This window comes from Paenibacillus sp. 01T422, assembly GCF_056398785.1.
Genome location: NZ_JBFTQB010000194.1, coordinates 1 through 8253 on the forward strand (window position 1 = coordinate 1; position 8253 = coordinate 8253).

At 40.9% G+C, this 8253-nt stretch carries 10 protein-coding genes; 9 read left to right on the top strand and 1 reads right to left on the bottom strand.

The window, feature by feature from the left end; genetic code table 11:
* The 7 genes from AC1DUA_RS13135 to AC1DUA_RS13165 all read left to right on the top strand — a co-directional run.
* On the top strand, nucleotides 1–1067 hold a 1067-nt coding region (locus AC1DUA_RS13135), incomplete at its 5' end, for an FAD-dependent oxidoreductase (protein ID WP_477500186.1).
* A gap of 3 nt (nucleotides 1068–1070) precedes the next feature.
* Entirely contained in the window at nucleotides 1071–1799 is a 729-nt protein-coding gene (gene rsmG, locus AC1DUA_RS13140) for a 16S rRNA (guanine(527)-N(7))-methyltransferase RsmG (RefSeq protein ID WP_477500187.1), read from the top strand.
* 244 nt (nucleotides 1800–2043) lie between these two features.
* Entirely contained in the window at nucleotides 2044–2862 is an 819-nt protein-coding gene (noc, locus tag AC1DUA_RS13145) for a nucleoid occlusion protein (protein WP_477500188.1), read from the top strand.
* A gap of 157 nt (nucleotides 2863–3019) precedes the next feature.
* The gene (locus AC1DUA_RS13150) at nucleotides 3020–3778 is read left to right on the top strand and encodes a ParA family protein (RefSeq protein ID WP_161406876.1); all 759 of its coding nucleotides are present in this window, start codon (nucleotides 3020–3022) and stop codon (nucleotides 3776–3778) included.
* On the top strand, nucleotides 3775–4647 hold the full coding sequence (locus AC1DUA_RS13155) for a ParB/RepB/Spo0J family partition protein (RefSeq protein WP_477500189.1): 873 nt from the start codon (nucleotides 3775–3777) through the stop codon (nucleotides 4645–4647). The genes AC1DUA_RS13150 and AC1DUA_RS13155 overlap by 4 nt, the downstream gene beginning before the upstream one ends.
* 102 nt (nucleotides 4648–4749) lie before the next feature.
* Nucleotides 4750–5910 carry an aminotransferase class V-fold PLP-dependent enzyme gene (locus tag AC1DUA_RS13160; protein ID WP_477500190.1) on the top strand — a complete coding sequence of 387 codons (1161 nt, stop codon included), beginning with the start codon at nucleotides 4750–4752 and terminating at the stop codon, nucleotides 5908–5910.
* A gap of 15 nt (nucleotides 5911–5925) precedes the next feature.
* Nucleotides 5926–6417: a DUF4446 family protein gene (locus tag AC1DUA_RS13165; protein WP_477500191.1), complete on the top strand. Its 492-nt coding sequence runs from the start codon at nucleotides 5926–5928 to the stop codon at nucleotides 6415–6417.
* Here AC1DUA_RS13165 and yyaC read toward each other — a convergent pair.
* On the bottom strand, nucleotides 6392–7015 hold the full coding sequence (gene yyaC / locus AC1DUA_RS13170; RefSeq protein ID WP_477500192.1) for a spore protease YyaC: 624 nt from the start codon (nucleotides 7013–7015) through the stop codon (nucleotides 6392–6394). The two genes, AC1DUA_RS13165 and yyaC, sit on opposite strands and share 26 nt — an antisense overlap.
* 99 nt (nucleotides 7016–7114) lie before the next feature.
* Here yyaC and AC1DUA_RS13175 point away from each other — a divergent pair, with 99 nt between their 5' ends.
* The gene (locus AC1DUA_RS13175; protein WP_127454124.1) at nucleotides 7115–7351 is read left to right on the top strand and encodes a putative Se/S carrier protein; all 237 of its coding nucleotides are present in this window, start codon (nucleotides 7115–7117) and stop codon (nucleotides 7349–7351) included.
* Between the two features lie 17 nt (nucleotides 7352–7368).
* A complete protein-coding gene (locus tag AC1DUA_RS13180) occupies nucleotides 7369–8208 on the top strand; it encodes a mechanosensitive ion channel family protein (RefSeq protein WP_477500193.1) in 840 nt (279 codons plus the stop codon).
* Nucleotides 8209–8253: the final 45 nt, after the last annotated feature.

An 8253-nucleotide genomic window follows, 5' to 3' on the forward strand; every position in this document is an offset into this window, starting at 1 on the left:
GATATTGCCCGTCTATTGAAGATAAAATTGTTCGTTTTGCTGATAAACCTAAGCATCAGATTTTCTTAGAACCGGAAGGCCGGAATACATCTGAATATTATGTACAAGGTTTATCTACGAGTATGCCGGAAGATGTGCAGCTTGGTATTTTACGTTCAATTCCAGGCCTTGAAAAAGTTGAAATGATGCGCACCGGTTATGCCATTGAGTATGATGCAGTTGTTCCTACACAATTGAAACCTTCCTTAGAGACTAAGCTTATTAGCGGATTGTTTACTGCTGGACAAATAAACGGAACCTCTGGATATGAAGAAGCAGCTGGGCAAGGTGTTATGGCTGGGATTAACGCGGCTCGTAAAGTGCAAGGGAAAGAAGCCGTTGTGTTGGATCGATCCGAAGGGTATATCGGTGTTCTTATCGATGATCTAGTTACTAAGGGGACGAATGAACCATATCGTCTATTAACGTCGCGCGCTGAATATCGTCTGCTGCTTCGCCACGACAATGCTGACTTACGTCTAACACCAATTGGCCATGATATTGGGTTGATTTCTGAGGAGCGTTATGCGACATTTTTGAAGAAAAAATCATTAGTTGATCAAGAAATTGAGCGTTTAAATACAGATAAAATTAGACCTGAACCGCATGTTCAGCAGCTGTTAGAAAGTTTGGAAAGTGTAGTATTGAATAACTCTGTCCCAGCAATCGGGCTGCTTCGTCGTCCTGAAATTGAATATAAACACATTGAGCAAATGTCTCCTTCACCWCTTGAGCTGGATGATGAAATGAAGGAGCAAGTAGAGATTCAGGTGAAGTATGCGGGATACATTGAGAAACAAAGCATTCAAGTAGAACGCCTGCGTAAAATGGAAAAGAAAAAGATTCCGGATGATATCGAATACAGCGAAATTCATGGGATTGCAACGGAAGCTAAGCAAAAGCTCGCTAAAATCCGTCCAATCTCAATTGGTCAGGCATCGCGTATTGCGGGTGTTACTCCTTCGGATATTTCGATCCTTCTTGTATATTTGGAACACTATAACAGAGTCACGGCGGCTAGAGGTTAACATATGGATGCTATTCAACAACAATTCGTTCAGTTTTTAGAAGAAAAACAGATCACTCTTTCTACTCTACAATTGGAACAATTCGAGTTGTACTTTAAGACACTTGTAGAGTGGAATGAGAAAATGAATCTAACAGGTATTACGGAGAGAGAGCAAGTATATGTAAAGCACTTCTACGACTCTCTTTCTGTTTCTTTTAATTATGATATGAACGCTGTTTCTACGATTGCAGATATTGGCTCAGGTGCAGGGTTTCCAAGTATTCCTTTGAAAATTGCTTTCCCTCACCTAAAGGTTACTATTATTGATTCTTTGAATAAACGGATTTTTTTCTTAAAAGAATTAGTATCACAACTTGGGTTATCTGATACGGATTGCGTTCATGGTAGAGCAGAGGACATTGCTAGATTGCCTAAATATCGTGATCAGTTTGACCTTGTTACTGCTAGAGCTGTTGCTAGACTTCAAGTGTTGAATGAATTTTGTCTTCCTTTCGCTAAGAAGGACGGCACGTTTATTGCGATGAAAGGCTCAGAGATTGAAGAAGAGCTAAGTGATTCCTCTTATAGTTTATCTGAGTTGAAGGGGAAAGTAATTAGAGTTCTTAAGATGCAACTACCTATTGAGGAATCTTTAAGGCATTTTGTTGAAATTCAGAAACTCGCTGCAACACCGGCTAAGTATCCTAGAAAAGCTGGAATTCCTCTGAAAGAGCCTCTGATGAAGCACTAAAAATGTTCCACGTGAAACATTATTCATTTAAGTTTCACAATTGCTATAAGCAGGAAATCTAGCTTCGATGAAGAATATATAATAGTAAGAATCTATTCTATTTGTAGTGAGTTTATGTGATTGCACTTGTCATACTTCGCCGTATTCTTGACAAGCGTTTTCGTTCTGTAGGACGAAGAGGTCGTCTATCTTTGGATCGTAATGGTCGCTTAAACTACGGGAAGAGTTGGTGGTAGGGTTTCCTATGAAAGAACAAATTTCAAAGCTATTTGGACTTGCTGATCGTTCGTCGACGGATGAGGTCAAAAACATACCAGTTAATACTATTATTCCAAGTCCATATCAACCTAGAACCTTATTTGATGATGATCGTATTGATGAATTGTGCCAAACGATTCGAACGCATGGTGTCATTCAGCCAATCGTTGTCAGAATCAAAAACAATACATTCGAGCTTATTGCCGGAGAACGTCGCTTAAGAGCTGTCAAGAAGCTGGGGTTAGATACAATCCCTGCAATTGTGCGAGATTTTAATGATTCTCAAGCTGCATCTATTGCTCTTATCGAGAACCTGCAACGCGAAGGTTTGACCGCAATCGAAGAGGCTGCAGCTTACCAGCAGTTGATTGAGATGCACGATTTGACGCAAGAAAGCTTGGCGCAGCGTCTTGGTAAGAGTCAATCAACGATTGCGAATAAAATCCGCCTTTTAAATTTAAGCGAACCCGTTAAGATGGCTTTAATGGAGCGGAAGATCACTGAGCGTCATGCGAGGGCTCTGCTATCATTGGATCAAGAAGAGATGCAAGTGAAAATTCTTGAAGAAGTCATTGCTAAAGAGCTGAACGTTAAGCAAACAGAGATTAAGATTAACTTTTTAAAGGAAGCAACGAAGATTAAAAAGTCACGCCGTGTATCTTTCTCCAAAGATGTTCGACTTGCTTTAAACACCATTCGCCAATCTGTTGAGATGGTTACTAGTTCAGGCTTGAACATTAACACGTCTGAGAAAGATCATGAGGATCACTACGAAATTATAATTAAGATTCCTAAAAATAATTGAGCATTTATTGCTACCTTAAACGGCGCAAGCCGTTTTTTTGCATCTTATGAGATAAAACTATCAAATATAGATAAGGTAACTGAATGATAGATATGTTAAGATAGATATACTGCTTTAGTATGGCATTTGGAACATAAGCGATTGAGGTGAAATGGTTTTGTCTAAAATTATAGCAATAACGAATCAGAAGGGTGGCGTCGGTAAGACGACAACTTCTGTGAATTTGGGTGCTTCCTTAGCTTCACTAGGGAAGAGAGTGCTTCTCGTTGACATCGATCCACAGGGGAATACGACTAGTGGTATCGGTATTAACAAGGCCGATGTCGTGAACTGCATCTATGATGTGCTTATTAACGATGTTCACCCCAAAGATGCAACCGTAGATACGAATGTTCCAAATCTTAAAATTGTGCCTGCGACAATTCAACTAGCAGGAGCTGAGATTGAACTTGTTCCAACGATCTCAAGGGAAGTGCGCTTGAAGAAATCTTTGCAACTTGTTAAACATATGTATGATTATATCCTTATTGATTGTCCACCATCCTTAGGTCTACTTACGATTAATTCATTAACTGCTGCTGATTCTGTTATCATTCCAATTCAATGTGAATACTACGCGCTTGAAGGATTAAGCCAACTGCTTAATACAGTTCGTTTAGTTCAAAAGCATCTTAATACAGGGCTTCAAATTGAAGGCGTTTTATTGACGATGTTTGATGCTAGAACAAACCTCGGCATTCAAGTCATTGAGGAAGTTAAGAAATACTTCCAGACGAAAGTATATCAAACGATTATCCCACGGAACGTTCGCTTAAGCGAAGCTCCCAGTCATGGGCAATCGATTATTACGTATGATCCTAGATCAAAAGGCGCGGAAGTGTATTTAGAGCTTGCGAAGGAAGTGATCTCGATATGACCAAAGGCCTAAACAAAGGTTTAGGTAAAGGGCTGGATGCTTTAATTACTTCACTACATATTGATGAAAGCGATAAAGTTATTCAGATTCCTTTAGCACAATTGAGAGCTAACCCTTATCAACCTAGAAAGCATTTTAACGAAGATAGTATTAAAGAGTTAGCAGATTCAATCAGAGAACATGGTGTTATCCAGCCTATTATTGTTCGTAAGGTTCTTAAAGGGTATGAAATCATTGCCGGTGAGCGAAGATTTCGGGCTTCCCAAGTAACAGGAATTGCTACGATTCCTGCGGTCGAAAGAAACTTCACGGACCAACAGGTCATGGAAATCGCGTTGATTGAGAATGTTCAGCGGGAAGATCTGAACGCAATGGAGATCGCTTTTGCTTATCAGGGAATTATTGATCAGTTCTCGTTAACGCAAGAAGAGCTTTCAGCAAAGGTCGGAAAGAGCCGCTCACACATCGCGAACTTCCTAAGACTACTTCAATTACCAGAATCAATTAAACAATATGTTTCACGTGGAACATTATCCATGGGTCACGCAAGAGCAATTGTTGGTGTTAAAGATGATAAAATCAAGAAAGAGTTAGCGGAAACCGCCATCAGTAAGCAATGGAGTGTCCGTGAACTTGAAGAAGCTGTGAAAATGCTAGAGGAACCACCTGGCCATGAAAAAGAAAAAACGAAGCAAAAAGAAAAGAATAGAGATCCCTATATCAACCAAGCTGAGGATCAATTAAGAGATATTTACCGAACCACGGTTAAAATCAAGAATCAGCAGGACAAGGGAAAAATTGAGCTTCTCTACTATTCAAAAGACGACTTGAACCGTCTGCTAGAATTGCTTCAAGGCAAAATCTCTTAAAATTAGATAGCATACCGATGGTTTTCTTTCGAACAGAAAGATCAAACTAAGGTATGCTATATTTATGAGTGGAACTCTGAATCCGCAGGAGAGGGTGATAATATGAAGGATGTCATGTATTTTGATCAAGCAGCCTCGTCTTGGCCAAAGCCACCGGCTGTTATGGATGCAATGATGACTTGCATGCAAGATTATGCTGCAAACCCTGGACGGGGAAGCCACCAGATGGCGGTGAAAGCAAGTCGAGTATTATTTGAAACGAGAAAAAACTTAGCTCGCTTATTTGGGATTAAAAACCCGAACGATTTGTCATTTGCCCTGAACACGACACATGCGCTGAACCAAGCGATCAAGGGATTTGTAAAACCTGGCGATCACGTGATCTGTACAAATATTGAACATAACTCCGTACGCAGGCCATTGGAACATTTGAAAGCTACGGCTGGAATAGAACTTACCTATATCCGTAATGATGAAGAAGGAAATATCCAACTCGATGATTTCAAAGAGGCATTACGACCAAACACTTCACTAGTTGTGGTGAATCACAGTTCTAACTTATTAGGGACGATTATGCCAGTGGCAGAGATCGGTGAGTTATGCCGTGCTCACGGCGCTAAGCTACTTGTAGACGCTGCTCAGAGCGCAGGTATACTGCCTATTCACGTAGGAGATATGCATATTGATATGTTGGCTTTCCCGGGCCACAAGGGGCTTCTGGGGCCTCAGGGAACGGGTGGTCTATATATCCATCCGGACATTGATTTGGAGCCGCTGATGCATGGAGGGACAGGCAGTCAATCAGAAGCTATTCATCAACCAACGGTAAGGCCTGATCGGTATGAGGCAGGTACACAGAACACGGTTGGAATTGCTGGGTTAAATGAAGGCGTCAAGTTTGTGATTGCAGAAACGATTGAGAAGATCCACTCAAAAGAGTGGCGTCAAACGCAGATGCTGATGGAAGGTTTGCTGGGAATTGAAGGAGTCACGATTCTTGGCCCAGCTCTTGGACAAAATAAAACAGGGATTGTTTCCTTTAATATCAATAACGCGGATTCATCTGAAGTCGCCTTTATATTGGATCAATCTTTTCAAATCGCTGTACGATCTGGCTATCATTGTACGCCGCTTGCACATGAATCGGCAGGCACACTAGCCAAGGGAGCTGTTAGAGCAAGTATAGGTTATTTTACAACGGACGAAGAAGTGGATGCTCTTATATATGCAGTGAAAGAGATCCAATCGCAGTATGCTAAGTAGAAAGAGGGATCAACCATGGGGGAACTGTACGGATTGAATGGCAATTTGGTCGTATTAGCTATCTTGGCATTAATCTTAGTTTTATTCATATTCGTATTAATTCTTTTAGTCAAATTATCATCATTGCGCAAACGATACACACAAATGATGAATGGTTCAAGATCAGACAATATGGAGCAGCTCCTTATTGAAATGCAACAGGCAATCAACGAGCAAAAGGCTGAGTCAGAAGTGACATCAGCCCAGGTTGATACAATTCGCCAATCCCTAACGAAGATGAAATCCAAAGTAGCGATTCATCGATATAACGCCTTCAATGATGGAGGTAGTAACCTGAGCTTCACAATTGCCATATTGGATGACTTCCAAGACGGTGTGGTTTTAACGGGAATACATAGCCGGGAGCAGATGTACTTGTATGCGAAGCCGATTCAAAATGGGCAGTCTACTTACACCCTGAGTCCAGAAGAAAAAGAGGCAATTAATCAAGCTGTAAAGCCGTCTTAGCGCTTGGTGCAAAAGCTTGAGTGCGACGTAATGCAGAGTGGAGAGCATCGCCAATTACGTTTGCCATGTTCATGACTAGGCTGAGTCGGGTATTTTGAAGGACGAAATATTCCATGAAACCACCTACGTTAACGATCCCTGTCACATGAATATTGCCAACTGGGGGAAGATCTTTATTAACACCAGCACCAGGCTTAAGCGGACCATCTGCAACTTGAATGCAACCTACGCTGGATACTTGGCCTAAACACGCATCGACGGCAACGATGAAAGGGTTATCGAATTGACGTTGAATTTTATCAACAGTTTCAGATAAGTTCATGGCATGGACAGGTTCATCTAAAGTACCGAATAAGTGAAGGTTACGAAGATTGGTCGTACGGTTCAAATGTGAGCCAACTAACGGACCAAGTGAATCTCCCGTAGAACGGTCAGTTCCCACACAGATAACAACGATAGGTTGATAGGTTGGTAGCTTGCTAAAAATGGATTGCAAATGCTTAGAGAGAAGAAAAGGGGTATCGGCGTCTGTGTGCTGAATTTTGAGTGGGGTCAGTTCCGTGTCTTTCATTCCGTCGAAACCAATTTGGAATTTCATCATATCCCTCCAAAGTACTTCTTCTTTTTTTACTAGTATATGGATAGATAGAGACATTTATACGTAGGAGAGGAGGGATTTTCCTTGAATATTTCCGTCATGTTGTTAGCCTTCGATTCTACGCAGCAAGCCTTGCGCGCTGAAATGCTGCTAGAGTATGCGGATATAGAAATCGACATCAGACCTACTCCGAAAGAAATTACAGCAGGCTGTGCCCTTTCTATTGAATTTCCAGGAGAAAATCTAGTACAAGTTCAAGAGATTATTGAGTCAGAGAACGTAGAAATCAGAGGCATCTATTTTAAAAAAGAAGATAAATATGTTACCATGGAATGAAAAAGGAGGTCTAAACCGTGGCCTTTATTACGAAGTATTTCACGGATTTGATGAACTGGATCCAAGAGCATCTATCGAAACCCGAAATACTAGCTTCCCTATTTTGGATTATCGTAAAAATTATTCTCATCTATATAGTTGCAAAAGTATGTATCAAAATTGCCGACAAAACGATTTCTCATATGATAGCAGCTAGAGATAAGTCACCATTGAAATTTGATAGACGTAGAACGAATACGATAGGAAGCCTTATACATAATTTAATAGCCTATACGGTGAATCTTATCTGTATTATGTTGATCCTGGGGCAAGTTGGTTTAAATCTGGGACCTTTGCTTGCTGGGGCAGGTGTACTAGGACTTGCGATAGGTTTCGGAGCACAGAGTTTAGTGAAAGATGTTATTACCGGTTTCTTCATTATATTCGAGGATCAGTTTGGGGTAGGGGATGTCATTCAAATTGATTCATACAAAGGGACTGTTGAAGAGATTGGTATTCGTGTCACGAGGATTAAAAGCTGGACGGGCGAGGTACATATCATTCCAAACGGAAATATTAAGCAGGTCACCAATTTCTCTACGTACAATTCTTTGGCCGTTGTCGATGTGACGATTCCTCATCACTTGAATATTGATGATGCTACGCAAATTCTCAAAGACACAGTCAAGCACGTGCAAGAGCTTACTGAGGATATTGTGAAGGAGCCCGAAGTGCTTGGGGTTCAGGTAGTGGGGACGACGGATTTAAAGATTCGTATTATTGCAGAGTGTAAACCAACCCGACAATTTAATGTTACGAGACTTTTGAACATAGAAATTAAGAAGAGACTCGATAGTGTGCAAATTGAAACGATGTAGTTGAAAAGGCGGTTGCGGACGTATGGAGAAGAAGCAGTATCAACT